The sequence below is a fragment of the Burkholderia sp. RF7-non_BP4 genome, from assembly GCF_001521935.1.
Lineage (GTDB): Bacteria > Pseudomonadota > Gammaproteobacteria > Burkholderiales > Burkholderiaceae > Burkholderia > Burkholderia diffusa.
In genome coordinates, this window is the sequence record NZ_LOTA01000080.1 from 36,825 (window position 1) to 61,338 (window position 24,514).

19 protein-coding genes are annotated in these 24,514 nt (G+C 67.3%); 6 read left to right on the plus strand and 13 right to left on the minus strand.

Annotated features, from left to right (window positions below):
- Positions 1 to 147: 147 nt before the first annotated feature.
- Complete coding sequence (locus WS49_RS25225; RefSeq protein WP_059534413.1) at positions 148 to 1,260, plus strand: alkene reductase; 1,113 nt, start codon at positions 148 to 150, stop codon at positions 1,258 to 1,260.
- A 77-nt stretch (positions 1,261 to 1,337) separates the two neighbouring features.
- Here the strand turns inward: WS49_RS25225 and WS49_RS25230 are convergent, their stop codons facing one another.
- The 3 genes from WS49_RS25230 to WS49_RS25240 form a co-directional block, all read right to left on the minus strand.
- Positions 1,338 to 2,009: a hypothetical protein gene (locus WS49_RS25230; RefSeq protein WP_059534415.1), complete on the minus strand. Its 672-nt coding sequence runs from the start codon at positions 2,007 to 2,009 to the stop codon at positions 1,338 to 1,340.
- A 95-nt stretch (positions 2,010 to 2,104) separates the two neighbouring features.
- Positions 2,105 to 3,985: an amidohydrolase gene (locus WS49_RS25235; protein WP_059534417.1), complete on the minus strand. Its 1,881-nt coding sequence runs from the start codon at positions 3,983 to 3,985 to the stop codon at positions 2,105 to 2,107.
- A 120-nt stretch (positions 3,986 to 4,105) separates the two neighbouring features.
- On the minus strand, positions 4,106 to 6,997 hold the full coding sequence (locus WS49_RS25240; protein WP_059534504.1) for an ATP-binding protein: 2,892 nt from the start codon (positions 6,995 to 6,997) through the stop codon (positions 4,106 to 4,108).
- A 417-nt stretch (positions 6,998 to 7,414) separates the two neighbouring features.
- Between WS49_RS25240 and WS49_RS25245 the strand changes: the two genes are divergently transcribed.
- A complete protein-coding gene (locus WS49_RS25245) occupies positions 7,415 to 8,323 on the plus strand; it encodes an AraC family transcriptional regulator (RefSeq protein ID WP_059534419.1) in 909 nt (302 codons plus the stop codon).
- A gap of 272 nt (positions 8,324 to 8,595) precedes the next feature.
- On the opposite strand, the gene WS49_RS25250 is transcribed toward WS49_RS25245, so the two are convergent.
- Positions 8,596 to 9,246 (minus strand): DsbA family oxidoreductase, encoded by a 651-nt coding sequence (locus tag WS49_RS25250; RefSeq protein WP_059534421.1) that lies wholly within the window; start codon positions 9,244 to 9,246, stop codon positions 8,596 to 8,598.
- Positions 9,247 to 9,350: 104 nt separating this feature from the next.
- Here WS49_RS25250 and WS49_RS25255 point away from each other — a divergent pair, with 104 nt between their 5' ends.
- Positions 9,351 to 10,256: a LysR family transcriptional regulator gene (locus WS49_RS25255; protein WP_059534422.1), complete on the plus strand. Its 906-nt coding sequence runs from the start codon at positions 9,351 to 9,353 to the stop codon at positions 10,254 to 10,256.
- Between the two features lie 13 nt (positions 10,257 to 10,269).
- On the opposite strand, the gene WS49_RS25260 is transcribed toward WS49_RS25255, so the two are convergent.
- Genes WS49_RS25260 through WS49_RS25270 form a run of 3 tightly spaced genes read right to left on the minus strand, consistent with a single transcriptional unit; the run spans position 10,270 to position 13,443 of the window.
- The gene (locus WS49_RS25260) at positions 10,270 to 11,712 is read right to left on the minus strand and encodes an alginate export family protein (RefSeq protein ID WP_059534506.1); all 1,443 of its coding nucleotides are present in this window, start codon (positions 11,710 to 11,712) and stop codon (positions 10,270 to 10,272) included.
- Between the two features lie 14 nt (positions 11,713 to 11,726).
- Positions 11,727 to 12,668, minus strand: a complete 942-nt coding sequence (locus tag WS49_RS25265) for a hypothetical protein (RefSeq protein ID WP_059534424.1) — start codon at positions 12,666 to 12,668, stop codon at positions 11,727 to 11,729.
- 49 nt (positions 12,669 to 12,717) lie between these two features.
- Positions 12,718 to 13,443, minus strand: coding sequence for a YoaK family protein (locus tag WS49_RS25270; protein WP_059534426.1), 726 nt, complete (start codon positions 13,441 to 13,443; stop codon positions 12,718 to 12,720).
- Positions 13,444 to 13,808: 365 nt separating this feature from the next.
- Between WS49_RS25270 and WS49_RS25275 the strand changes: the two genes are divergently transcribed.
- Complete coding sequence (locus WS49_RS25275) at positions 13,809 to 14,528, plus strand: TetR/AcrR family transcriptional regulator (RefSeq protein ID WP_059534428.1); 720 nt, start codon at positions 13,809 to 13,811, stop codon at positions 14,526 to 14,528.
- A gap of 291 nt (positions 14,529 to 14,819) precedes the next feature.
- Entirely contained in the window at positions 14,820 to 15,962 is a 1,143-nt protein-coding gene (locus WS49_RS25280) for an FAD binding domain-containing protein (protein ID WP_059534430.1), read from the plus strand.
- A 23-nt stretch (positions 15,963 to 15,985) separates the two neighbouring features.
- Here the strand turns inward: WS49_RS25280 and WS49_RS25285 are convergent, their stop codons facing one another.
- From WS49_RS25285 to cblB, 6 genes are all read right to left on the minus strand, one after another.
- A complete protein-coding gene (locus tag WS49_RS25285; protein ID WP_059534432.1) occupies positions 15,986 to 17,155 on the minus strand; it encodes a CfaE/CblD family pilus tip adhesin in 1,170 nt (389 codons plus the stop codon).
- Between the two features lie 276 nt (positions 17,156 to 17,431).
- Entirely contained in the window at positions 17,432 to 17,614 is a 183-nt protein-coding gene (locus WS49_RS36200) for a CS1 type fimbrial major subunit (protein WP_059534434.1), read from the minus strand.
- Positions 17,614 to 18,780, minus strand: a complete 1,167-nt coding sequence (locus WS49_RS25295) for a CfaE/CblD family pilus tip adhesin (RefSeq protein ID WP_059534436.1) — start codon at positions 18,778 to 18,780, stop codon at positions 17,614 to 17,616. Before WS49_RS25295 ends, WS49_RS36200 begins: the two co-directional genes overlap by 1 nt.
- 75 nt (positions 18,781 to 18,855) lie before the next feature.
- Complete coding sequence (gene cblC / locus WS49_RS25300) at positions 18,856 to 21,558, minus strand: cable pilus usher protein CblC (RefSeq protein ID WP_059534438.1); 2,703 nt, start codon at positions 21,556 to 21,558, stop codon at positions 18,856 to 18,858.
- Positions 21,559 to 21,642: 84 nt separating this feature from the next.
- Positions 21,643 to 22,143 (minus strand): cable pilus major pilin CblA, encoded by a 501-nt coding sequence (gene cblA, locus WS49_RS25305; protein WP_059447391.1) that lies wholly within the window; start codon positions 22,141 to 22,143, stop codon positions 21,643 to 21,645.
- Positions 22,144 to 22,146: 3 nt separating this feature from the next.
- Positions 22,147 to 22,968, minus strand: coding sequence for a cable pilus chaperone CblB (cblB, locus tag WS49_RS25310; RefSeq protein WP_059534439.1), 822 nt, complete (start codon positions 22,966 to 22,968; stop codon positions 22,147 to 22,149).
- Positions 22,969 to 23,978: 1,010 nt separating this feature from the next.
- Between cblB and msrB the strand changes: the two genes are divergently transcribed.
- Complete coding sequence (gene msrB / locus WS49_RS25315; protein ID WP_059534441.1) at positions 23,979 to 24,512, plus strand: peptide-methionine (R)-S-oxide reductase MsrB; 534 nt, start codon at positions 23,979 to 23,981, stop codon at positions 24,510 to 24,512.
- Positions 24,513 to 24,514: the final 2 nt, after the last annotated feature.

Here is a 24,514-nt window from a genome sequence, read left to right on the forward strand (position 1 = left end):
CGGTTCACGCGCGAATGCCGCTCGGGCCTCTCGCGCAACGGAACGCTGCCGGCACGTCATCTCCGACTTCCCGCAGGGCCAGCCGCCGCACCGGCCGCAGCCGGACGATTCGCGGCGGCGCCCTGCCCCACGCACAAGGAATCCATCATGTCCACCTTGCTCAGCCACTACGATCTGCGCGGCCTGCCGCTTCCCAACCGTATCGTGATGGGCCCGATGACGCGTTCTCGCGCGCCGTCGCGCGGCCTGCCGACCGCGCTCATGACCGAGTACTACGCCCAGCGCGCGTCGGCCGGCCTGATCGTCACCGAAGCGACCAACGTCGGCCCGGCCTCCGCGGCGTTCGAACTCACGCCGGGGCTCGTCACCGACGAGCAGGCGGCCGGCTGGAAGCAGGTCACCGACGCGGTCCATGCCAACGGCGGTCGCATCTTCGCGCAGCTGTGGCACGGCGGCCGGGTCAGTTCGCTGACGCTGCTCGGCGGCGCGGCGCCGCTGTCGCCGTCCGGCGTCAACGACGATCTCGAACAGTTGCAGGTGTGGGCGCAGTTGCAGAACGGCTACTACACGAAGATTCATGCGACGCCGTCGCGCGCGATGACGACCGACGAGGTCGCCGCGACGGTCGAGGAATTCCGCCAGGCGGCGCTTCGGGCGAAGGCGGCCGGCTTCGACGGCGTCGAGATTCACGCGGCCAACGGCTACCTGCCGCACCAGTTCCTGTCGTCGACACTGAACCGCCGAGACGACCGCTACGGCGGCTCGCTCGCGAACCGCGCGCGCTTCCTCGAGGAAATCGTCGATGCCGTCGGCGGCGTGCTGCCGCTCGATCGCGTGGGCGTGCGCATCTCGCCGTACGCGAAGTACAACAACGTGCGCGACGCGGATCCGGATGCGACCTACGCCTACGTCGGGCGCATGCTCGACGAAGCCGGCGTCGCCTACGTGCACGCGGCGGACACCAACGGCTGGAGCGGCGAGCCCGACCTGCCGCGCATCATCGCCAACACGCGCGACGCGTACCGCGGCACGCTGATCGTCAACGGCGGCATCGCGCCGGACGCCGCGAATGCGCTGATCGACGCGGGCGATGCCGATCTCGTCGCGTTCGCGCGCGCATACATCGCGAACCCCGACCTCGTCGAGCGGATCGCGGCGAATGCGCCGCTCGCCGCGCCGAAGACGGTCGGCTGGTACGGCGGCGACCGCGCGGGATACGTCGACTACGCGCGTCACGACGCGGCGGGCCTGACCGCCTGACCGTCAGCGCACTGCGCCGGCGGCAGCCCCCGCTGCCGCCGCAACCGGCCCGATCATCAGGATGGCGAATAATGTGCTCAGGCGTCCTGCCAGCGCGAACCGAGCACACGGCCGCAGAAATTCGGCCGGCGAAAATCCGGATCGGCCCGATCGAGCACATCCGCGCTCCACGTGCCGAAGGTCGACGCCGGCCGGTGCGCGACACCGCGCGCGAGCGCGTCGAGGAACGCATCGCCGAATCCTTCGCCGCGCGGATACGCGGCGAGCAGCGCGCGGCGCTCGTCCACCGAATACGCGTCGAAGCCGGTCGCCATCAGGTCGGTCGACACGGCGAACGCCAGCGCACGCGCGAGCGGCGACATGCGCGCGGCCACGCCGGGCGTCGTATGCAGCGCGATCGCGCACCACACCTCGTCGCGCAGCTGCTGCGAAATCTGGTGGCGCGACAGGAACGCCTGCGCGGCATCGGCGCTGTCGATCTCGTAGCGTTCGGTCGAGCGGGAGTAGGCCGGGCTCAAGCCCATGTTCGCGTACATCGCGGCCACGTACAGCGCATCGGCATCGAGCGTCTCGCCGGCACGGCGCGCGGCGAGCGACGCGAGGACGAACACCCGGCATGCATGATCGGCGATCACGCGCGGCAGCGACGCGCATGCGGCCTCGACGGCTTCGATCGTCATCGGCGTCCGGGGAATGCGAACGCCGGCAACTTCGTCGTCGGCCCGTGCACACGTGTGCGCAGCACTCATCTCGTCTCCTTCTGCCCGTTGCCGGGGCACAAAATTATCCATTCGCCGCGCGGTACGCACCGGCACCGCCATTCCGCCCGCCGACCCATGCCGTCCTAAAAGGCGGCACCGTGGCAGACCAATCCTTCGCACTGCTCGACGACCTCCCGCGCGGCCGCCTGCAGGCGCTGCGCGAAACGGCCCGCATGACCGCGCGCGGCGCGCGCATCCGGGTGGCCGTCGGCCGCCGCGCGCTTCGGCATCGCGGCCGTCCAGCCACGCCGCGCGAAGCCGCCGAACTCGACCACCGGCGACCACGCAGGGCTGACCGGCAGCGGCGGCGGCGCCAGCGTTTCGAACTCGTCGTCGGCGTGCACGACCTTGCCGTCGACGACCGTCAGCACCGACGCCAGCGACTTGATCTGCGACTCGTCGATCGTGAAATAGTCGTCCGTCAGCACCGCGAAATCCGCATACTGGCCCGGCACGAGCGCGCCCTTGCGATCGTCTTCGTTCGAGAACCACGCGCTGCCCACCGTGTAGCGGCGCAGCGCCTCCATGCGGCTGAGCCGGTTGCATTCGGGATAGAGCGCCGTGCCGCCGACGGTGCGCCCGGACACCATCCAGTACAGCGACAGGAACGGGTTGTAGCTCGCGATGCGCGTCGCATCGGTGCCCGCGCCGACCGGCAGCCCGGCCGCCAGCATCGCGCGGATCGGCGGCGTGCGCGCGGCCGCTTCCGCGCCGTAGCGCGCGATGAAATACTCGCCCTGGTACGCCATCCGGTGCTGAACGGTCACGCCGCCGCCCAGCGCGGCGATGCGCGCGATGTTCGCATCCGAGATCGTCTCGCAGTGGTCGAGGAACCAGCGCAGTCCGTCGAACGGCACCTCGCGGTGCACGGCTTCGAGCACGTTCAGGAAACGGCCGATCGATTCGTCGTACGTCGCGTGCAGCCGGAACGGCCAGCGGTGCCGCACCAGCAGCCGCACCACGGCGGCCAGTTCCGTCTCGAGCGCTTCCGGCAGATCGGGGCGCGGCTCGAGAAAATTGCCGAAATCGGCCGCGGAATACACGAGCAGTTCGCCCGCGCCGTTCATGCGCAGGAACGCGTCCCCGTCGCCGGGTTTCGCCAGCGTCACCCACTGCGCGTAGTCGTCGATCTCGCTCCCGGCGTGCTGCACGAACAGGCTGTACGCGATGCGCACCGTCATTTCACCGCGCTGCGCGAGCGCCATGATCGCGCCGTAGTCGTCCGGATAGGACTGGAAATCGCCGCCGGCATCGATCGCGCTCGTCACGCCGAGGCGGTTCAGTTCGCGCATGAACTGCCGCATCGAATTCATCTGCTCGTCGTGGTCCAGTTTCGGGCCGCGCTCGAGCGCCGCATGCAGGACGCCCATGTCCGGGCGCGCGATCAGCATGCCGGTCGGCCTGCCGAGGCGATCGCGCTGGATCTCGCCGCCGGGCGGATCGCCCGTGTCGCGGCCGTAGCCGATCGCACGCAGCGCGGCCGCGTTCAGCAGCGCGCTGTCACCGAGGTGCAGGATGAAGACCGGCGTGTCGGGCGCGATCGCGTTGAGCTCGGCCACCGTCGGCCCGCGCTTTTCCGCGAACTGGAATTCGGTCCAGCCGCCGACCACGCGCACCCAGTGCGGCGCCGGCGTGCGCAGCACCTGGCGACGCAGCATGCACAGCGCGTCGGCCAGCGTCGGCACGCCGTCCCAGCGCAGTTCCAGGTTGAAATTCAGGCCGCCGCGAATCGCGTGCAGGTGCGAATCGTTCAGCCCCGGGATCACGGTGCGGCCGTTCAGGTCAATGCGCAGCGTGCCGTCGCGCGCATGGCGCATCACGTCGTGCCCGCTGCCCGTTGCGAGAATCCGGCCGTCCTTGACCGCGAGCGCGGTCACGAACGACCGCCGCGCGTCCTGCGTCGCGATCTTGCCGTTGTATACGATGAGGTCCGCCGCTTCGGCGGATGCCGTCGTTTCGAGCACCGTCAGGCCCCCCCGTCCGCGCCGAAAGCCGGCATGCGGCCGCACGCGGCGTGCATCCGGTTTGACGATCCACCGACCATCCCTTTCTCCTTGAACATTGAACGATCGGCCCGCGCGCCGTCACGCCGCCGACTGCATCGCATCCGCCGCCTCGCGTCGCGCGCGCGTCGAGCCGGTCGACGCGCTGGTCTCCTGGCGAACGAAATTCTGCAGACGCGCCAGCCGCCGGACGTCGAACGCGCGCGACTGCGGGTCGATCTGCCCCGACAGGTCGGCCACCAGCGACGATGCCTGCGCGATGCGCCCGCGCTCGATCAGGTGATCGGCCAGGTCCAGCGTGCCGCGCAGCGCCCACATCGCGGCGCCTTGCGCGTTCGCCGTCTGGATCGCCGTCAACAGATGATGCTGCCCGTCCGCTTCGCACGCGGCCGCGCGATCCGGATCGGCGGCGCGGGCCTGTTCGAGCGTCGCCAGCCCGCGCGCGCGCAGCAGTTCGGGCACGAACAGATGCTCGCCGTGCGCGCGGCAGCGCGCGAGCGTCGCGTCGAGCTTCGTGCATGCGTCGGCCGCGCGGCCGGTGCGCGTCAGCCCTTCCGCGTAGGCGACGACCAGCGGCGCGAGCAGCCGCCGGAACCCGCTCGCTTCGATGCGCCGCAGCGCGGGCTCGAGCCGCGCGAGGCCGGCGCCCGGATGGCCCGCCTGCATGTCGAACCGCCCGGCGAGACATTCGGCATGGCTGCGCCAGATGTCGAAGCCGTTTGCGTCGGCGGTCGCGCGCAGCGTCGCGAGATAGTCGGAGATCGCATCGTGATCGCCGTAGCGCAACGCAATCGGCACGGCTGCGGCACCGAGCACGACGCACAACGCCAGCCCCGAGCCGCTGCGGCGCGCGCATTCGACCGCCTGCGCCGACAGCCGCATCGCGTAATCCGGATCGCCCTGGATCCAGACGAGCCGCATCAGCATCGTCCGGCCGAGCGTCGCGACGTCGATGCCCAGCGCGGCTTCGGCGCACGGCGGTTCACCGGCGTCGGCCAGCTCGGCCGTCGCCGCCTCGAGCCGCTCGCGCGCCTGCGCATGCTCGCCGAAGTAATGCAGCGAGGTCGCGACCATCGCACTCGCCAGCAGCCGTTGCGACGGGTCGCCCCGCCGCTGCGCGGCCCGCTCGAAGCGCGTCGCATAGCGCAGCGATTCATGAATGTCGGAGCGCGTCAGCATGGTGTTCCACAGCCCGACCAGCGCGCGTGCGTCGAACGCGTCGTCGCCGACCCGGCCCGCGAGACCGAGCGTCCTGTCCCACATCGCGGCGGCCGTGTGCGTATCGCCGTCGGTATGCAGCAGTGCAGCCGCATAGGCCGCGCGCAGGCGCATCTCGCGCACGGCGTCGACAGCCTCCGGCGCGCCGGCGTCGAGCGCGTCGAGTGCGCGTCGCGCGGGTAGCGAACATTCGCGCATGCGCGCCGGATCGAGCAACGCCTGCGCCAGCCCGTCGATTTCCGCGGCCTGCGGCCCGGCCGCCGCGCGTTCGCGAAGCGGCGCCACGTCTGCGTCGGGACGCAGGCCCGCGGCGTGCGCGGGCTGTGCCTGGGCCAGTATTCGCGCTTCCGCCTGCTCGTGTTCGTAACGCGCATGACGTGCGGCGACCGCGTCGAATTCGCCTTCGTTGTGCAGTTTCTCGAGCGCGTACGCGCGGGTCGATTCGGTCAGCCGGTAGCGCGCCTGCGCGCCGTTGAATTCGACGGCGACCAGCGACTTCGCAACCAGCTCGCCGAGCAGCGCGACCATCTCGGCGGCCGGCATGCCCGGGTCCATCGCGACGTCGCGCGCGGCATCGAACGTAAACGGGCCGATGAAGCAGGCCATGCGGCGAAACAGCGACCGGGCGGCCGCATCCAGCAGCACGTAGCTCCAGTCGAACGTGGCCCGCAGCGTCTGGTGGCGCGGCAAGGCCGACCGCAGCCCGCCCGTCAGCAGGTTCAGCCTGTCGTCGAGACGCGCCGCGACGACCTCGAGCCCGAGCGTCGCGACGCGCGCGGCCGCGAGCTCGATGGCGAGCGGCAATCCGTCGAGGCGCCGGCAGATATCGCCGATCAACCTGAGGCCGGCCGCATCGACCGCGCAATCGGGCGTGGCGGCGCGAATCCGCGCCAAAAACAGCTCGACGGCGGAATGGCGCACGATCTCGTCGACGGATGCGCGCCCGTCCGGCACCGCCAGCGGGCTCACGCGAAACACGGCTTCGACCGAAATATGAAGCGGCTCGCGACTCGTCACGAGCACGCGCAGCGCCGCGCTGTGCGACGTCAGCGTTTCGACGAGGTCGGCCACCAGATCGACGACGTGCTCCGCGTTGTCGAGCACGAGCAGGCCGCGCGACGCGGCGAATGCATCGCCGATCCGCTCGACGGCAGGCACGCCGTCCGCGTCGAGCCCGAGTTCGGTGCCGATCGCGCGCAGCACGTCGTCGCGCGTCGTCGCACACGCCAGTTCGACGAACAGCACGCGCTCGCCCGAGCGCGCGCGCAATTCATGCGCGACGCGCGCGGCGAGGCTCGTCTTGCCGATGCCGCCCGCGCCGACGAGCGTGACGACCGGCACGCGTTCGAGCATGTCGACGATCTGCCCGATCTCGGTTTGACGCCCGACGAGCGGCACCGGATGGGCGGTTGCTTCGGTATCGTGCGCCACGTCGGGCGCGGGCGGCGCCACGGTGTGCGCGACCGGCGGATGCGCGATCAGCAGGTAGCCTCGGCCCGGCACGGTCTTGATCAGGTCGCGGTTCGGGCCCAGCGCCTTGCGCAGCGTCGCGACGTGCACCTGCAGCCGGTTCTCCTCGACGATCAGGCCCGGCCATACCGCGTCCATGATGTCGTCCTTCGACACGAGGGATCCGTTCGCGCGATGCAGTACTTCCAGTATGTCGAGCGCGCGCGCGCCAATCCGCAGCGACGCGCCGTGATGGCGAATGTCGCGCTGCTCGAAATCCACCGACAAATTCCCGATCTGGATCATGGCCGCCTCCAGGTTCCCCACGATGACCGCCATGTGAACGCACGGTTCACCGGGGCGGAAGCCCGCACCGGGCCTGCGCGGCACGCGGGGCACGAAATGTCAAAAAGTGGGCCGAGTCTAAACGCCGCATAAAGAAAAATCTTGAATGAAAATGCACTCGCGCCCGCCGCGACGGCACGCGGCGGACACCCGTGCGGCGGGAACCCGAATGGGGCAGTATCATTCGGCCCACGGTCTCCGCAGGCCGTTCGCGCGACGGCGAAATCGTTCGCGTGCTGGCACAATGAACCGGCCCGGCCGGCGCATTTTTCATCAGCAAGCGGACATTTATTCAAGTTACAGTGGGCCTGTCGGGCGCGCCGTATAAACTGCGCGCAAGAATGCTCGCGCGCCGTACCCCTCGAAGGACGCTCCAACATGTCAGATGCCCTCGTCGCGCCCGCCGCGGCGCCACCGAAAGACACGCTCGGATGCATGTCGAGCCTGCTTTCCAAGGATATTGAAAGGTCGGCCGGCGGCCTGACGCTCCATCGCAAATGCATGCGCGACGAACAATTCGAGCGCATCGAGATGGCCGCCAGCGATCGCGGCTTCCTGATCGGCGTATCGCTGAACGGCGGGCATCGGCGCACGATCTACGGCGGCACCGGCAAATCCGAGCGACGGTTTCAGCACAACTCCATCTACATCCGCGACTTTTCCCGGAATTTCCGCGCCGACCTGTACGGCAAGTTCGACTTCATGCTGATCGAGCTGTCGCACAGCTACCTCGACCGTCTCGGCCGCGAGCACGACGGCACCGAAATCGCCGGCCTGACCTGCGCGCCCGACGTGCAGGACGCGGTGCTCGGCCACCTCGCGCACGCGGTCGCCGACAGCCTCGACGTGCCGGGCGCGCTGAACACGCTGTTCGTCGAGCAGATGGGCGTCGCGATCGGCACGCATCTTGCGTGCCAGTACGGCAGTGCGCATGCGCGCGACCTGCAGCGCAAGGGCCTGCTGTCGCCGGCCAAGACGGCGCTCGCCAAGGAACTGCTGATGGAGAAGGCGAACCTCGGCGTATCGATCGAGGAAGTCGCGAACGAATGCGATCTGTCGCGCGGATATTTCATCCGCGCGTTCTCGCGCACGACGGGGCGCACGCCGCATCAATGGCTGCTGGAGCAGCGCGTGATGCGCGCCCGCGAGCTGATCGAGACGACCGACATGACGCTCGCGGAAATCGCGGCCGCGTGCGGCTTCGCCGACCAGAGTCACCTGAACCGCCTCTTCGCGCGCATCGTCGGCCATCCGCCCGGCGCGTGGCGGCGCGGCATATCGCGCTGACGCCGTCGGCCGCCCCGGCGGCCGACCCGCCCAAGGCAACCAGGCCGACACACCATGCGGCGAGCATGCATGGCGCCGGAGCGCAACGCGCGCATGCGCCGGTTCAGTGTGTTCATGTCCGAGTTCCACGGTTGCGTGTCGACGTCGCGCGGCGCCTGCCGCTCCGGCAGACGAAATGCGCGCGACATGGAGCGTACCGTTCGGTTTCGCAATAATCCTGAGCCGAATATGAAACGTTCTGAAAATCGACGCGCCGCGGCTGCGGGCCGGATTCATGCGACCCGATGATGCGCGCGATGCGCGGCGAGCAACGCATCGCGAAACACGGCGGCCGGCTGCGCGCCGCTGACGACCGTGGATCCGATCCGCGTCGACGGCACCGACGCGACGCCTGCGCGCACCGCATCGGCCTCGAGCGCGATCACCGCGTCGAGCCCTTCGTCAGAGGCGAGGAACGCCCGCACCGCGTCGCCGGCCAGACCGGCACCCGCCGCAAGCTCCACCAGCACGTCCGCATCGCCGATGTCGCGGCCGTCGCGGAAGTACGCGGCGAACAGCGCATCGACGAGCGCGGCCGCGCCGCCGCGCTGCTGCGCGAACCAGACGAGCCGGTGCGCGAGCCGGGTGTTCGGCGTGCGCGCGATCCGCGCATGATCGAACACGAGGCCCGCCGCGCGGCCGGCGTCGGCCACCTGCGCGTCGAGTGCCTGCGAGCGCGCCCAGCTGCCGAACTTCGCGCTGCGGTACGCCTTGCGGTCCATGCCCGCGGCCGGCATCGTCGGGTTCAGTTCGAACGGCACGAACCGGACCTTCACGTCGCCGGCGAGCCCGGCTTCGTCGATCGCCTCCGCGAGCCTGCGCTCGGCGATCCAGCACCACGGGCAGATGAGGTCGTAGGTGATCGTGACTTCGACGGAATTCATTGCGCTCTCCTGTTGATTGCAGCCTCGAAGATAGCGCTTGCCGACCGGCGATAGAATGCGAGCGGCACGCAACGCATCGTTGCGGCACGCACAAAGGCAACGACATGGACAAATTCTCCGCGCTGCGCGCGTTCGTGGAAGTAGCGGAAGCCGGCGGCTTCTCGAGCGCGGGGCGGCGTCTCGATCTCGCGGCCTCGTCGGTGGTGCGCGCGGTGGATGCGCTCGAGGCATCGCTCGGCACCGTGCTGCTGAACCGCACGACGCGCCAGGTCACGCTGTCCGATGCCGGCTCCGTGTACTACGCGCGGGCCAAGCGGCTGCTGGAGGAACTCGCGGAAGCCGACGCGCTCGTCTCCGATCGCGGCGACGAGCCGTCGGGACCGCTGCGCGTGTCGGTGCCCGTCGCTTACGGCGTGCGCCGCATCGCGCCGCACATCGGGGCCTTCCTCGCGCGCTACCCGAAGCTCGACCTCGACCTGCAGCTCACCGACGAACGCGTCGATCTCGTCGCCGGCCGGATCGACGTCGCGATCCGGCTCGGCGAGGCGGCGCCGTCCGCGGAGGTCGTCGCGCGGCAGCTCGGCACCTTCCAGCGCTTCGTCGTCGCGAGCCACGACTACCTCGATGCGCACGGTGCGCCGGGTAGCCCGGCCGAACTGGTCGACCATCAATGCCTGCGCTTTCACTTCGGCGGCGACCAGCAGGCGTGGTCGTTCGCCGATGCGCACGGCACGACGAAAGTGCTGGTCGCCGGACGGCTGAAGTCGAACCACAGCGAAGTGTTGCGCGATGCCGCGCTCGACGGCGCCGGCATCGCGCTGCTGCCCGACTGGCTGGTCGACGGCGACGTCCAGTCGGGCCGTCTGCGCAGGCTGTTCGAAGCGTACGACGTCATGCCCGATGCGGCGCGCTCGGTCGTCACCGCGCTGTATCTGCCGAATCAGCGCGGCTCGAAGCGCGTCACGGCGTTCATCGACTTCGTCGAGACGCTCGCCGGCGCGCAGCACTGAGCCGCGCGCCGCGTCACCAGCCGAACTTCGCCTCCACGCCGACATAGTCGGCATTGCGCGCGCCCAGCGCGCGAATCGAATCGGCGAGCTGGAAGTGCACCGCCTCGACCGCCAGCGCCGTGTTCGCGTTGACGAGCCAGTCAACGCGGGCCTGCGCGTACATGCCGGTCCACGCGCCGCCCTTGCCGGCCGTGCCGGGCACGGCCTGCATCCCTTGCCCGTAGATCGCGTCGGCCGTCGTCGCGCGCCACTGGAACCCGACCGCGGTCAGCACCGTCACGTTGCCGGCCGGCTTGAACGTCAGCGACGGCTTCACGTGAATCAGGTTGCTGTAGCCGGTGTAACCGGCGAGCGTGAAGTAATAGCCGTTCGGGAACAGCGGGTTGAAGGTGCCCATGCGTCCGTCGCCGGGATGCTTGTCGCCCGACGCGCCGTCGACCTGGATGCCGATGCGCGGCGTGCCCGGCGTCTTCGCGAACGTGTAGCCGCCCAGCGCGCCGAACGCCCATGCACCGATCGTGTCCTGGCCGATGTGGCCGGTCTGCAGCATTGCTTCGGCATCCCAATCGAATCCGGAAGACTTGCCCGCGTAGCGCATGTCGAACACGTCGCGCCGCTCGGTGCCGGCCCCCGCGACGTAGCGCGCGTTGTCGCGCGTATAACGCGACCAGTAGCCCGACAGTTCGCCCGGCCCCACCGCGTTGTGCTCGATCCGCACGCCGTCGAATCTGAGGTGTCGGTTCGACACGTCGTCGAACACCGCATCGTTGCGATACTGCACGGGGCGCGTCACATAGCCGATCAGCCGCCAGTTGCCGATTTCATAATCCGCCCACAGCGCGTCGAACGCCTGGCGCACGTTGGGCCCGTCGCGCACCGACACGAACCGCTGCAAGTCGTACGCCATTTCCTGCCGGCCGACGCGCGCCTTGAACGTGCCGCCGCCCAGCTGGTCGACGTACGCGACGAACGCCTGCTCGATGTCGAGCTGATCCTTGTCGACCGGGCCGACCGTGTCCTTGCCGTACGGCCGAGCATCGACGAACTGGACGAACGCCTGGAAATGCCCGGCATAGCGCAGATCCGCGTGCACCGTCGCGCGCTGGATCACGTAGTTGTCGTCGTGGGCGGCGCCGAGCCCGAACAGCGGCGCGTTGTTCAGCTCGAAGCGCTCGCGCAGGTTCGCGCCGAGCGACAGGTAAGTCGACGGGTCGGCGCCCAGCGGGATGTACTTCAGCCCGTCGAGCGGCTTGCGCGGCACGCACGGATTCGCGAGCACCGACCAGTCTTCCTGCCAGCGGTTGAACAGCACCGCGGGACGCTTCGCGGTGCACGTCGCGGCGGCCGTCGAGGCCGGCGCCGCGGTTTCCTCGGCGCCGGCCGCCGTCCCGGCGTACGTCGCGACGCCGCCCGCCAGCACGGCGGCCGGCAACACGCCCCGCCACGTCCGCCTCATCGACCGCCGTTCCATCACTTCGACCGCGCGTGGATCTCGGCGACGTAGCCGCCCGGGAACTGCACGAGCGCCGCATCGCGCCCGTCCGACGTGAAGGTCGGCACCAGCACCGTCACGCCGGCGGCCTTCGCCTTCTCCAGCGTGGCCGCAAGGTCCGCCACTTCGTAGCCCGTCATCTCGCGCCCGAACGGATAAGGCAGATGGCCGTCGGTGGCCAGCACGGTCATCTTGCCGAAGCCCGACTCGATGCGGATGCGGCGGTACGTGTCGTTCGGCCGGCCGATCTCGATGCCCGGCGCCTTGCGCACGTCGGACACGACCTTGCCGCGCGAGAACGCGACGAAGTCGTGCACCAGCTTGCTCGCGCTTTCCGGCGACACGTACACGCGGTTTTCCGGCACGGTCTGCAGCGGATCGTAGTGCGGCGCCTGGGTGTGCCAGTACAGCTGCATGTTCACGCCGCCCGGCCAGCGGATGATCGCGTCGCGGCCGATCGGATCGGGGAACGTGTCGACGACCACGTCCGCGCCGTGCGCGCGCGCCGATTTCATCGCGACGTCCATGTCGGTGACGAGGTAGCCGGTGCGCTCCTCGCAGAACGGATACGGGATCGGCGTCTTGAAGCCGAACACCGAGATCGTGCCGGACGGCGTGAACACGAGCTGCGACATCGTCTGGCTCGGCGTCGGCGTGACCTGGAACACGCCCTGCTGCGACTTCTTGCCGCCGAACGTGGCGACGAAGCTGTCGGTGAAGCGGTCGAAGTCTTCCGGCGCGACGCACACGTGCGTCGTGTCGTATTGCGGGCCGACCGAGACGGCCGGCACCTTCGCCGACGAGGTCTCGAGCAGACGCGTCTCGTCCGCGTGGGCCGGCGCGGTCGCCAGCAATGCGCCGAGCACGGCCGTCGACGCGGCCGTCATCCGCAATACCTGTCGCAACTTCAGTGCAATCATCGAAATTCTCCTTGAAAGTGGCAAGCGCTGCCGTGCGGCGCGCGTGGATTCAGCGTGATGCCGGCCCGTCGTCGGGCCGGCCGGATCGATAGGCGAGGAAGCACAAGGTCGCGAGCGGCAGCGCCAGCGCCCAGAAGGCGGCGAATACGTATGCCGCGGCCCCCGCGCCCGCGCCGATCGCGAAGGCCGCGACCGGCGGCAGCGTGCGCCGCAGCCGCACGCGCGCGGCGTCGCGTTCGGCCGGCGCGGCAAGCGGCACGAGCCAGTCGAACGCGTCGATCACCGCCTGCGTGACGTTGCCCGTCATCACCGTGTTGGCGACGACCGAGCGGGCCGTCAGCCGGCCGTGCGCATTCTGGACACCCATTGCCGCGGCGCCGAGCAGACCGCACAGGATCGTGCGCGGCGCATCGGCGTCGGCGATCGGCGACGCCATCACGCCGGCCAGCATGAACCCGGCCAGCAGCACGGCCTGAAGCGCATAGAGCGAACGCGCGCGCGGGCCGTGGCCCAGCGAACGCATCCGGTGGTCGAGCACGCGCGCACCGACGATACCGGCGATGAAGGCCGGGAACGCGAGCCATTTGATCGCGAGCCCTTGCCCGACGCCGGCCAGCCCCGAGCCGATCAGGATGAAGTTGCCGGTGACGTGCGCGGTAAACAGGCCGAACAGTGCGACGAAGCCGAGCGTGTCGACGTAGCCGGCGATCGACGCGAGAAACACGTCCTCGCCGCGCACGTGATCGGGCGCCGCGGCCGCGGTTACCGTCGGCATGACTCGGCCTCCTGGATGGCGACGGTGGCGCCGGCGCACGCGATGCGTGCGTCCGGCGAGATCAGATCACGCATGTTCCGCTCCGGTTGTGCCGAACGGCCCGGCGGTGCCGACTGGCGTCCGGTCCAAACGGCTGTTCGGAAGCAAGACTAGTTAAGGCGCGTCTTAATGTCATGGCGATGGGCCTGAATTTTCCTGAACAGGACGCCCGGACGCTGGCCGGACGGCGCGCTCGACGTGACGCGAGGCGCTTGCACGACGGGTCCCGCATCGCGTCGACAGGCACGCCGCGCGCGGTCCTCGCGGTCCGATCGTGTTATTTTTCGATCGATAGCTTAAGCGCGCACGCGATCAGGAGCCGATGCATGACCGAAAGAAAACGCAGCACGCCCGCCCGCGAGCGCGGGACGGACGTCGAAGGCAACGCCGTCACGCCGGGCCGGCGCCTCGCGCCGGAAGCGCGCGAGCGGCAGATCGTCGAGAAGGCGATCGAGCACTTCGCGACGCACGGCTTTTCCGGCAGCACGCGCGAGCTCGCGCGACAGATCGGCGTCACCCAGCCGCTGCTGTACCGGTATTTCCCGAGCAAGGAGGCGCTGATCGATCGCGTGTACGACGAGGTCTACACGTGGAGCCCCGACTGGGAAAAAATGATCGCGGATCGCACGGTCCCGCTGCAGGAGCGGCTCGTCGCGTTCTACCGCGCGTACGCGCAAACCATCCTGCGGCGCGAATGGATCCGCACCTTCATCTTCGCGGGGCTCAGCCGCGAGGGCTTCAACACGCGCTATCTGTCGCGGCTGCGCGAACGCGTGTTCCTGCCGGTGCTGCGCGAGCTGCGCCACGAATACGACATCGCCACGCCGGCGACGGAGGCCCAGCGCAACGCGGAAATCGAGCTCGTCTGGAGCCTGCACGCGAGCATCTTCTATTTCGGCGTTCGCAAGTGGGTCTACGGGCTGCCGGTGCCCGACGATCTCGACACCGAAATCGAACGGCTGGTCGACGCGTTTCTCCACGGCACGCCCGCTACGCTGAAGCAACTCGCATCCGGCGCGAGCGCGCGGCGACGCCGCCGCGTGTAGCGCGGCCCCGCGCGCCGCCCGACGAATTCAGAACAATTCAACCGGCGTGCCGGTCGCTTCGCCTATCCTCGAAAGGCATTTGCGCCCGCGTCCGGGCGCGTGCGGGCCGAACCGCATGGTGACCGTCACATGACCCCGCCGACGCCGGCAGCGGGCCGGCCGTCGGCCAAGACACGCGCAACATGGCGCGCGAAGAACGGCCGGCGCGCGTGAACGCGTTGCAGGCGTGTTTCCTGAAGCACTGGGAAGGTTGAGTCGCCGCGCGCGACAAATCATCGAGGGAAGGGAATCATGAGCGACGTTTCGGGGCCGTCGGCGATCGTCATCGGCGGATCGGTGGGCGGGCTGTTCACGGCGACCGCGCTGCGCGCGGCCGGATGGCGCGTCAAGGTATTCGAGCAATCGCCGAACGACCTCGACAGCCGCGGCGGCGGCATCGTGCTGCAGCCGCCGATCGAGCGCGCGTTTGCATTCGGCGGCGTGCCGGTGCCGCGCGATGCGGGCGTCGATTCGGTCGACCGGATCTATCTCGACGAGCACGACCGGATCGTGCAGCGCCTTTACATGCCGCAAACGCAGACCGCGTGGAACGTGATCTACACCGCGCTGAAGCGCGCGCTGCCCGCCGGCGTCGTGCACGCCGGCGTATCGTTCGAGCGGTTCGAACAGGACGGCGCGCGCGTGATCGCGCATTTCGCGGACGGCCGCGTCGAGCATGCCGACCTGCTGGTCGGCGCGGACGGCGGCCGCTCGGCCGTGCGCGCCCAGCTGCTGCCCGACGCGCGGCCCGCGTATGCGGGCTACGTCGCGTGGCGCGGGCTCGTCGACGAGCACACGCTTCCCGACACGGTGCTGCGGGCGCTGCGCGATCGGTTCACGTTCCAGCAAGGCAACGCGCATCTGTTCCTGACTTACCTGGTGCCCGGCCGCGACGGCGCGATCGAGCCAGGCAAGCGGCGCGTGAACTGGGTCTGGTACCGGCGGCTCGAGCAGGATCGCGTGCCGTCGCTGTTTCTCGCGCAGGACGGCACGCAGCGCGACGGCTCGCTGCCGCCCGGCGCGATGCGCGACGACAACCGGCTCGAACTCGTGGACGCCGGCCGTCGGTTGCTCGCGCCGACGCTCGCCGCGCTCGTCGACGCGACCCGGGCGCCGTTCGCGCAGGCGATCCTCGATCTCGCGGTCGAGCGCATGGCGTTCGGCCGCGCGGTGCTGCTCGGCGACGCGGCCTGCCTCGTGCGACCGCATACGGCCGCCGGGGTCGCGAAGGCGGCAGAGAACGCGGTCGGTCTTGCCGAAGCGCTGCGCGGCGGCGTGCACGCAAGTGGATTCGACGCCGCGCTGTCGCGCTGGGAAGCCGCCCAGCTCGCGACCAATGCTTCGCTGTCCGAACTCGGCATCTCGCTCGGCACGCAGATCATGGGACGGGTGTGATCGGCGGCAGGATACGGCCGCGCTTACAGACTCGCCGACGCCGGTGTGAACGTGATCGTCAGCTTGTTGCGATACTTTCCGGGGTGCTTCGACACCGACTGGAATTCGGGCGTCGCCAATGTCAGCGGCGTCGGCATGCAGACGACCGGAGCCGAAATGCCGGGCAGCGAGACCGTCCGCCCCGCGTTGTTGTTCACACCCTGAAGCCGAACGGTCTCATTGTTCGGCAGCACGATTTTCTTGCCGGCATACGTGAGGCTCGCGTTGTAATCGATGCGCGACGCATATGCGCCGCTCTTGTCCGATTCCAGCAGCACGGAATAGCTGCCCTTATCGCGCCGGTCAATCGTGAGGCCGTCGCTCGCGGTAACATCAAACCATGTGCTCTGCGAGTTGTAACCGTCGTACAGGCACATGTCGACGTTGGACGTGCCGCTCAGCCGGCTGCCGTTCGGCAGCGCGCGCAGCTTGAGGTCGACGACGGGCGTCGCATTCGCAAACTCAGGCAGGTAGACCTGGATGTTGTTCTTGTCGGTGACGTTCAGCTTGATTGACGCCGTGAACGTGGCGATCTTCGGATCGACTCCCCCGACGTCCCACTGTCTCAGATTCAATCGAAGATTCGCCGTCCAGAATCCGCCCGTGGGGATTTTCTTGAGTTCTTCAGCGGGGATCGTGACAGAAAGCGCCCTTCCGTCCCAGGTGATTGTGGTGGAACAATCCTTTACGTAGGCGCTTGCAGCGACCTGGATGGGCACTGGCGAGATTGAAACGATTTCGGAGACAGCTTTGCCGCTGCAATCAAGGTGGCGAGTGTGATGGTTCGCTCCGCGAAGATTCAGCTCCGCCGTGGCGCCAGTCTTTTTTTCCCTGAACTTCAGCTTGATAGCGGTCGACTCTCCCGACGCAAACCATACAGGGGCGGTCGGACAAGCGCCAGTAGCTGAATCGGTAGCGGACTCGCATGTCCACGAATTTCGTCCCCATTTTGGGGCGTCGTTCGTATCGTAGCCGCCTGATGCCTTGTCGAAGATCTTTACCGCCGCCTGCGCCGTCCCTCGATCCAGCGTGGCGTCCACCGTATCATTGCGGTCTGCTGGCGCCTGGAGCGCCGCCGATGCATCGACCGGGATCGCCCCTACCGCAGCGGCGAGCACAACGGCTCGCCAGTGAAATTTGTTCGCTCGTGTCATTTGAATCGCAGTCTCCTCGTGTCCGGGGTGTCCGTCAGCGCCCCTGCGCGACGGCCACTACCGTGGCTGCACTTCATGCGACGAGAAGCAATGCATCGCGCGCTTGCTCCTCGAAAAGCGATGCCGTTTCAGCGGCACCTCGATCATCGAAGCGGATCAACGTCCAACATGACGCAGGAGGATCGGTCCGCCCGCACCGACGACATTAGACAGCGCTGCTGCGGCAGCTTCTGCACGCGCGCCTGTCAGGCACGCCCGCCAGCGAAACGCTCGGGTTTAGCCACCCGATGCAGCGCCTTGCGTGACGATCAAGCTGACGACGCCCCGGTAGTTGCCGGAAGCCGCGACGGTCTCGACAGTCTTCTGAGCGACCGACAACGGCAGCACGTTCGAACCCTGCACCAGTTCACCCGGGAACGGATCGGCTGCCTTCAGCGTCGCCGTGGACGCAGAGCGCACTAGAGACTCGCCGACGACGGCGTAAACGTGATCGTCAGCTTGTTGCTGTACTTGCCCGGACGCTTCCACACCGACTGGAATTCCGGCGTCTCGAGTGTCAGCGGCGTCGGGGTGCAGATGACCGGCACCGAAATGCCCGGCAGCGATACCGACCGGCCGGCGCTGTTGTTCACACCTTGAAGGCGCACCGTCTCGTTGTTCGGCAGCGCGATTTTCTTGCCCGCGTACGTCAGGCTCACGTTGTAATCGATGCGCGATTCGTACGCGCCGCTCTTGTCCTTATCGAGCAGCACCGAATACTGGCCCTTGTCGCGGCGATCGACCGTGAGACCGTCGCTCGCCGACACGTCGAACCACGTGCTCTGCGAGTTGTAGCCGTCGTACAGGCACATGTCGACGTTCGACGTGCCCGACATCCGGCTGCCGTTCGGCAGCTTGCGCAGCTTGAGGTCCACGGTGGGTGTCGCGCTCGTGAATTCCGGCAGATAGACCTGGATGTTGTTCGTGTCGGTCACGTCCAGCCTGATTGATGCCTTGAACGTGGCGATCTTCGGGTTGACTCCCCCGACGTCCCACTGTCGCAGGTTCAACTGAAGGTTCGCCTTCCAGGTTCCGCCGGACGGGAGCTTCTTCAGTTCCGCGGAGGGAATCTTGACGAAGAGCTTGCGACCGTCCCAGCCTATGGTGTTGCAAATGCCCACGGTAGCGGCCTGCGCCATCTCGATCGGCTCTCTGGAGATCGACACGACTTCGGGACCAGGGTTGCCGCTGCAATCCAAGTGACGGCTATACCCATTTTGTCCATGCAGATTCAGTACGGCCGTGGCGCCAGTTGTTTCTTCCTTGAAGGAAAGCCGGATCGAGGTCGAATCGCCCGCCACCTCCCATTTCGGCTCGGTCGCGCACGCACCGGTCGCCGTGTCGGTAGACGACTGGCACGTCCACGAATTTCGCCCCCACTTCCTGAAATCGGCCGTGTCGTAGCCGCCCGACGCGCCGTTGAATACCATGACGTCCGCCGTCGGCGCGCCGCGATCCAGCGTGGCTCCCACAGTATCGTTACGATTCGCGGGCGCCTCGGAGGCCGCCGACGCATCGAGCGAGATTGCGCCCAGCATGGCCGCCAAGACGATTTCCCAATAGCGAATTCGATTGATCAGAAGCATTTGAGTAGCTGTTTCCTTATCGTTTCGGCAAAGCAAGCGGCAGCGTGAGGTGCCTGCCGGCACAGGTCGTGCGCGTCATTGCTCCGTGTCGGTCACGCCTGTCGTCCGCGCCCGCATCGACATCACATAGCGATGCTCCAGCAGCTTGCGCACGCGGGCCTGCTTGCGCAGCGATTCCGGCAGCGCATCCGGCCCGGCCACTTCGCAGCGCACCTTGCCCACCATCATCAGCACGTCCTGCTTGCGCTTCACGTGCAGCGGGCATCGCATCAGCGTCGGCCCGTCCACGACGAACAGTTCGTTTTCCTTATGGTCGAGTTCGGCAATGAATCCGCCCTGACTGTCGATCAACGGCATCGCGCCGTTGAGAATCACGCTGTCCGACAGCGGCATGCCACCCTTCGAGAAAACCTGGCCGACGTACGTGTACGTCACCTTCGCGTCGACGTTGCGCAGTGCGAGCTGCCCCGGCACCATGAACAGCGTGCGCTTGCCGAGCCCCTCGGTCACGCTCGTCGCACCCGCGGACGCATGCGCGCCCGCGTCGTTCACTTCGGTCGTCACCGGCGTGAAGGCCGACACCGGCAACAGCGCGCGCTGCCCGAAACCCACCTTGATCCGCGCGCTCGAATCGCTGCGCACCTCGGCTGCCATGCCGCTCGCATCGTCGCGCTTGCCGACCCTGACGGCGAACCCCGCCAGCGGATCCGACTGCGACGCGGATGCGCCGAGGAACACGCCCTGGCGCGCCACCGCGAACGACGACGAATAGCTCGCCGTCACCGACGGATTATTGCCGCCGCTGTCACGGCTGTAGCTGTTCGCGACCGACGCGGCGACGTCGCCGTAGCGCCCCCTCCAGCGGCCCTGCACGGTGCCGGTCAGGCTGTCGGTGCCATAGCCCGACACGCCGAGCGCGACTTCCCGGTAGGCATCGCCCTGCCAGTTCCAGTTGCGGTCGAGCGTGTAGTTCGTCGTCGTGCTGTTGCGATCCGCGCGAACGTCGACACCCGCCGACGTGTAAGCGGACGCGCGCCCGGGCTGCCTCGCGGGTTCGGCCATCGACAGCGTCACACCGACGTAGCCGCCGTACTCGCTGCGGGCACCGGTGTTGCGGTTGGCGTACGCGCCGACGCGCAAGTTCGTGCTGACCTTGCGCCATGTGAAGGATCGCGACAGCGACGCCTGGAGCGCACGCGACACCTGATCGCCTTCACGAAACACGGGCGTCGCCCACGGACGGTCCGATGTGTCGGGCTGCCAGTTCCGCGACCGCCCGACGCTCTTGTTGTACGTATAGCCGAGCATTGCCGACCAGTTGCCCATCGGAAACGACACGGTCGCGTTCAGCATGTCGTAGCAGCCGATGTCGCGATATGACACGGCCGGACCATTGCATGCCGCGCCGCGCATCTGGTAACGGTACACGCTCCACGACACGCCGTCGGCGAACGAAATCTGCTGGGTGTTGCCGCGCGAGCCGTCGTTGCCCACGAAAAACGAACCGCCGGCCGAGAGCACGCCCAGCGGAAACGCGTGTCGCCACTCCAGCGCCGTTTCGTTGTACACGTGCCGGCCGACGCTCGCGATACCGCTCGTCAGCGCCATTTCACGCAACAGCGGAATCCGCACGCCGGCTGCCGCCGCCATGCCGTCCGGCGCGTCCCGGTCGGACGGGCGGCCGGCCTGCGCGAACCATTGTCGCGTGCGCGAATTGACACCGCCGCCCGTCTTCGTGAACGGCGTCGTTTGCGTGCGCACCTGCACGCCGTTCTCGAACACGCGCAGCGTCAGCGGATACGTGCCTTCCGGAAAGCGGGACGTATCGAGCGCATTGACGCCGGCCTTCATGTAGAACGTGCCCAGCAGCTCCTGGCCGCGGTACGCGTCGATACGCGAATCGCGCGGCAACAGCAGCGTGACCGGTGTGCCCTGCTGCGCAACTTCGGGGTTCACATAAGCCAGCGTCGTGCCGACGCGCACGCCGTCGAGCGTGCCGACCGGCAGCATCGTGAACCCGAAGTTGCCGCCGAGCGCGCTCGCGAGATTGCGGTTGTCCATCCGGCCGGCCTGCGCGTAATGCTCGGCGCCGAGATCGTGGCGGTAGTAGAGATCCTGAAGCTGGACGTGGCTGTCCGATCCTCGCGAATAGCCCGTATGGGTGAAATTCCAGTTCCCGCCGATGAAACTCTTCGGCGTGATGCCGAGCGCGCCCGTGCCCGACACGGACAGGCTCTTGTAGCCGCGCCCTCCCGACAGGTTGATCGTCTGCTGATGGATCAGCGCGTTTTCGGTCATCGGCGACGGCTCGCGAAACCGCTGGTCACGCTCTTCGGTGCTCAGCCAGTCGCGCGACAGGAACAGCTCGATGTTGCCTTCGCTTTCGTCGTAGATCACGGCCGCGCTGTCGGTGTCGACATATCCACAGCCGTTTACGCCCGCCGACCCTGCGCAGGCGAGATTGCCGTTGCGCGCCATCGACTTGGACAGCGCGTCGCCGATCGTCGACACGTCGGTCGCCGGGTTCACGTGCGAGCCGAGCGCCTGCAACAGGCCTGCGGGATCCTCGAAACGGACCGTGTCCGGTGTCACATACACGCGGAACAAGCCGAGCGGCTTGCCCAGAAAGTTGACGTTGATGCGCTCGTCGTGCCCCGTCATGATGTCCTCGAAGCCCGGCGGCACGGATGAAGCAGCCTGCGCGACGGACACGATGTCCGTCACACACAGAGCGCTCAGACATGCGACAACGGTTTTCTTGAGGTCGAATGGAATCATGCGGGAGATTGAATGTTTTTTGGAGGAGTACTACAAAAAACAGGGCGCGCCGTTCAGGCGCGCCCATCGATACAGCCGGGGAGCTTAGCTACCCGACGCCGCGCTCTGCGTAACGATCACGCTGACGAGGCCCTGGTAGCTGCCGGACGCCGTGACGGCTGCGACGGTCTTCTGACCGATCGACAGCGGCAGCACGTTCGAACCTTGTGCCAGTTCGCCGGGGAAGAGTTCTGCCGTCTTCAGCGTCGCCGCCGTGGTGGTCAGCTCGGTTTCACCCAGCTTGACCGACAGCGGAATTTCGGCCGCGCCCGGGCTCGTCTGGTTCTTCAGCGACGGAACAGTCGCGAGGCGGATCTGCAGATCCTTCGCCTTGTCGTTCGTGAAGATCTTCGTGTTCACTACAGCTGCCTGAAGACCCGTACCCGGCAGATATTGCATCTGCATGGTGGTCGGCAGTGCCGAGCCGTCCGCCGACAGCATTTCGAGCGTCGTGTCGACGTTGGCCGTGACGGTGATGTCCTTCTGAACGGCGTAAGCCGACATCGACATCAGGGCTGCGGCAGCGATCGGAACATATTTCAGCATGGGTTAGTCCTTCTGGTTGGTTGAAACAATGGAATGACCCGCCAGGGTCTCGTTATTCGCGCTCGGCGCGTTTATCGCGTCGGCGGAATGCGTGCGCACAATCTTCTGTTGTACTTCTGCCATTCCCCCCACTCGATATCGGATTCGCACATACGGTGCGGAATGCAGCCCCTCCAGCGTGAAGTGCTGGCCTGGGTAGACACTGCGGTCGAATTTCGTCCATTGGCACGACGCGGCGTCCTGCTCGGACTGGCACGCGCCGGCTTCGATCAAACCGATCCGGACGTTGCCGGTATTGGCCAGCGCGCCTTTCGACACGTGGAAATCCGGCACGGGCGTCTTCGGCAGCACACGGACGAGCGGCGCCCAGACGAGGCTGAAGTCGACCTTGCCGGACACATCGTCCTTCGCCGCGGAGTCGTCATCCGACGGTGCCGCCACCGGTTGCAGATAGACGCGATACAGCACCTCCGTTTTCGGCACGCCCAGCGGTATCACCCGCACGAGCCGTGTGCCGCCAGCCGGCAACGCGAACTTGGCCGGCGAGATCACGATTGCGTCGTCGCCGGAATTCATGCTGGCCTCCTCGCGCTCGTGATCCGTCGCCGGATCGATCACGCGCTTCGCGATCGCCTTCACGTATTGCGTCGTATCGGATTTCGAATAGATGCGCAGTTCCGCAGCCGACTCCTTGCCGCCGCCGATCGACGCAGACATCGGATAGACCAGCATGTTCGCGCTGGCAATCGACGATGCAAGCGACATCGCGATTGCGACGAGCGGCATCCCATACGGACCGCATTTCAATATGTTAATAATTCGCATAACTTATCTGTATAGAATCCAGATTAATTCCGATATCAAATCGGCTCGCGCATCCCTCATCGATCAGATCTAGAACCGCCTTGGATTTGATCAGATCGACGTCGTTTTCCACACCTAATTTTCATCGCGTTGACCTTCCACGCTGATGGCCTACCTGCCTTTCTTCATGCGCTCCGCAATCTGACTTCCCCTCATTCCAGACGAGCAAAGCCGGATCACCTCCATCCCGCGCGGCGACGGCCTGGATGCACGCTTTCGCCGTTAAAGCAGATCGACTCGAGAGACCTCTTGATCATCGGCGACTGCGCGACATCGAATCGATTAGAGTATCTGTAGTCCTACATATAATTACGACATCGATCGCGTTGGAATCGCCTTCGATATACTTCATGCCCGCAAGCGGCGATAGCCGCGGCTTGCAAAAATAGGTCCCGCGCGAAATTTTCTCATTTGAATTTCTCGAGCCGCCGTTCCCGCCCGAGGTCATCTTGCGAAATTCTTTGATAGATATTTTATAAATCCCTTACAAAGCAAGATATAGGACCAGTGCCCAATCTAGGGTTCGCCAAATTAGACAAGTCCTAGATATGACGAATTTTGACAGTTTGGCGACCCACCACCTCCTGCAAAGTCGACTCGGTGCGCGCCACGCGGGTTCTCGCGCCCTTCACGCGATATCAGACGGTTCCCGTCGCGGTCAGGCGCGCGCTACCGACTGGACGCCCAGCCGATACACCGCCTCTGTTTTGCACCGGACGCACTTGCCTGAGCGTGACGAGTTTCGTTTGCCCGGGTGCCTCATTCGGATCACGGCGCGAGCAAGTGCTCGGCAAACATCGGCGGCCCACCTGCTCGAAGGCCCTTGCCAGTTGGAGCGTAGACGGACGCGAACGCGCCCCGACGGAGCACCACAAACATCACAATTCCTTTAACTTTCCGTGAGGACTTCGACACCGGCCGCTGTCTACGATAGGCGCATGTTTTTCAGGACCTGCTTCCAGGAGCCCATCATGCCCACCCGCAGACATCTGCTGCTGTTCGCCGGCGCCACCGGCCTCGCCACGCTCGCGGCGCTATCGTCGGCCGGCCGCCGCGCATTGGTCGGCCGCGCATTCGCCGCGTCGACGGCTGCGCCGAAGATGGCCGCGCCATACGAGGTCACCCTCAGCGACGCCGAATGGCATCGCCGGCTCACGCCCGCCCAGTACGCGATCCTGCGCGACGCCGGCACCGAGCGGCCGTACAGCAGTCCGCTGAACGACGAGCACCGCCCCGGCACGTTCGCGTGCGCGGGCTGCGGCCTCGCGCTGTTCTCGTCGGCCACCAAGTTCGACAGCCACACGGGCTGGCCGAGCTTCTGGAAGCCGCTCGACCACGCGGTCGCGACCGACGCCGACACGTCGTTCGGGATGGTCCGCACCGAAGTGCACTGCCGCCGCTGCGGCGGCCATCTCGGGCACGTGTTCGACGACGGCCCGCCGCCCACCGGCCTGCGCTACTGCATGAACGGCCTCGCACTCGCCTTCCACCCGGCCGCCGCCTGATC

What these genes read in the sequence shown, in the direction of transcription:
- WS49_RS25225 (WP_059534413.1), top strand. Translation starts at nt 148, where the DNA reads ATGTCCACCTTGCTCAGCCACTACGATCTGCGCGGCCTGCCGCTTCCC.
- WS49_RS25230 (WP_059534415.1), bottom strand. Translation starts at nt 2,009, where the DNA reads ATGAGTGCTGCGCACACGTGTGCACGGGCCGACGACGAAGTTGCCGGC.
- WS49_RS25240 (WP_059534504.1), bottom strand. Translation starts at nt 6,997, where the DNA reads ATGATCCAGATCGGGAATTTGTCGGTGGATTTCGAGCAGCGCGACATT.
- WS49_RS25245 (WP_059534419.1), top strand. Translation starts at nt 7,415, where the DNA reads ATGTCAGATGCCCTCGTCGCGCCCGCCGCGGCGCCACCGAAAGACACG.
- WS49_RS25250 (WP_059534421.1), bottom strand. Translation starts at nt 9,246, where the DNA reads ATGAATTCCGTCGAAGTCACGATCACCTACGACCTCATCTGCCCGTGG.
- WS49_RS25255 (WP_059534422.1), top strand. Translation starts at nt 9,351, where the DNA reads ATGGACAAATTCTCCGCGCTGCGCGCGTTCGTGGAAGTAGCGGAAGCC.
- WS49_RS25260 (WP_059534506.1), bottom strand. Translation starts at nt 11,712, where the DNA reads ATGAGGCGGACGTGGCGGGGCGTGTTGCCGGCCGCCGTGCTGGCGGGC.
- WS49_RS25265 (WP_059534424.1), bottom strand. Translation starts at nt 12,668, where the DNA reads ATGATTGCACTGAAGTTGCGACAGGTATTGCGGATGACGGCCGCGTCG.
- WS49_RS25270 (WP_059534426.1), bottom strand. Translation starts at nt 13,443, where the DNA reads ATGCCGACGGTAACCGCGGCCGCGGCGCCCGATCACGTGCGCGGCGAG.
- WS49_RS25275 (WP_059534428.1), top strand. Translation starts at nt 13,809, where the DNA reads ATGACCGAAAGAAAACGCAGCACGCCCGCCCGCGAGCGCGGGACGGAC.
- WS49_RS25280 (WP_059534430.1), top strand. Translation starts at nt 14,820, where the DNA reads ATGAGCGACGTTTCGGGGCCGTCGGCGATCGTCATCGGCGGATCGGTG.
- WS49_RS25285 (WP_059534432.1), bottom strand. Translation starts at nt 17,155, where the DNA reads ATGACACGAGCGAACAAATTTCACTGGCGAGCCGTTGTGCTCGCCGCT.
- WS49_RS25295 (WP_059534436.1), bottom strand. Translation starts at nt 18,780, where the DNA reads ATGCTTCTGATCAATCGAATTCGCTATTGGGAAATCGTCTTGGCGGCC.
- cblC (WP_059534438.1), bottom strand. Translation starts at nt 21,558, where the DNA reads ATGATTCCATTCGACCTCAAGAAAACCGTTGTCGCATGTCTGAGCGCT.
- cblA (WP_059447391.1), bottom strand. Translation starts at nt 22,143, where the DNA reads ATGCTGAAATATGTTCCGATCGCTGCCGCAGCCCTGATGTCGATGTCG.
- cblB (WP_059534439.1), bottom strand. Translation starts at nt 22,968, where the DNA reads ATGCGAATTATTAACATATTGAAATGCGGTCCGTATGGGATGCCGCTC.
- msrB (WP_059534441.1), top strand. Translation starts at nt 23,979, where the DNA reads ATGCCCACCCGCAGACATCTGCTGCTGTTCGCCGGCGCCACCGGCCTC.